1 protein-coding gene is annotated in these 1,229 nt (G+C 50.3%); it reads right to left on the bottom strand.

The genetic code is table 11. From position 1 onward, the window contains the following. Window positions 1-18 precede the first annotated feature (18 nt). Window positions 19-1,166 (bottom strand): IS3 family transposase gene (locus tag IM299_RS22735; RefSeq protein ID WP_193358131.1). Its coding sequence is split into 2 segments (ribosomal slippage): window positions 19-929 and window positions 929-1,166, totalling 1,149 coding nucleotides; the frame shifts between segments, so codons are not numbered across the junction. Window positions 1,167-1,229: the final 63 nt, after the last annotated feature.

Here is a 1,229-nt window from a genome sequence, read left to right as displayed (position 1 = left end):
TGAATCGCCACGGATAATCTAGACACTTCCGAGCCGTTGGTAATACTGGTTTTCATATTCAGCCGGTGGCATCTTATCGCTCGAGCCATGCCGACGCTTACTGTTATAAAACATTTCGATGTAATCAAAAATATCGCTGCGAGCTTCTTCCCGTGTTCCGTAGATTTTTTTCTTTATTCGCTCGCGCTTCAGTAGCTGGAAAAAACTTTCGGCAACCGCATTATCATGACAGTTACCCCGACGACTCATGCTGCCTTCCAGACCGTGTGATTTCAGGAACGACTGCCACTCATGGCTTGTATACTGGCTCCCTTGATCTGAATGAACCAGCACTTGCTTTTGAGGGTTACGGCGCCACACTGCCATTAAAAGTGCATTCAGAACAATAGCTTTTGTCATTCTGGGTTGCATTGACCAGCCGATAACTTTGCGTGAGAACAGGTCAACAACTACGGCCAGATACAGCCAGCCTTCGTGGGTCCGGATGTAAGTAATGTCCGTGACCCACCGCTCATTCGGCGCTTCCGGGTTGAACTGCCGCTGAAGCCTGTTGGGTATCACTATGCTTGCTTCACCTTTACGCGCACGTGGGCTCCGGTACCCGACCTGAGCCTTTATCCCGGCACTTTTCATTAGTCGCCAGACTCTGTTAACTCCGCACTGTTGCCCGGTATCCCGCAGATCCGTATGGATCTTGCGATACCCATACACACAGCCTGACTCAAGCCAGAACTGTTTGATTTTCCCCGTCAACTTCAGATCAGCATGATGTCGTCGTGAATGCGGCTGCTGAAGCCAGGCGTAAAATCCACTTGGATGCACATCCAGTACCCGACAGAGCAGACGAACAGGCCAGCAACAGGTGTTGTCACGGATAAAGGCGTACCTCAGTCGGACAGCTTTGCGAAGTACGCCGCGGCTTTTTTTAATATGTCCCGTTCGTCCGTAACCCGCTTCAGCTCCTTCTGGAGTCGGCGGATCTCGGCCTGAGCATCTGACTGTTCTTTATTAGTGGATGAGTCCGGACCGTACTTCTTTATCCAGGCGTAAAGGCTGTGGGTGGTGATATCAAGACGTGTTGCCACGCTGGAAACAGAATGACCCCGATCAACAACCTGTTTGACCGCTTCAATTTTAAACTCTTCGGGATAACGCTTACCGCTCATGGGCACCTCTCTTTAAGCCATCTTAAATGACTCTGAGGTGTCTGTTAAACCTGTGGCGATTCA

Source organism: Enterobacter cloacae complex sp. P47BA, assembly GCF_014930485.1.
Classification (GTDB): Bacteria; Pseudomonadota; Gammaproteobacteria; order Enterobacterales; family Enterobacteriaceae; genus Enterobacter; species Enterobacter bugandensis.
This window is presented reverse-complemented; position numbering and strand designations above follow the sequence as displayed.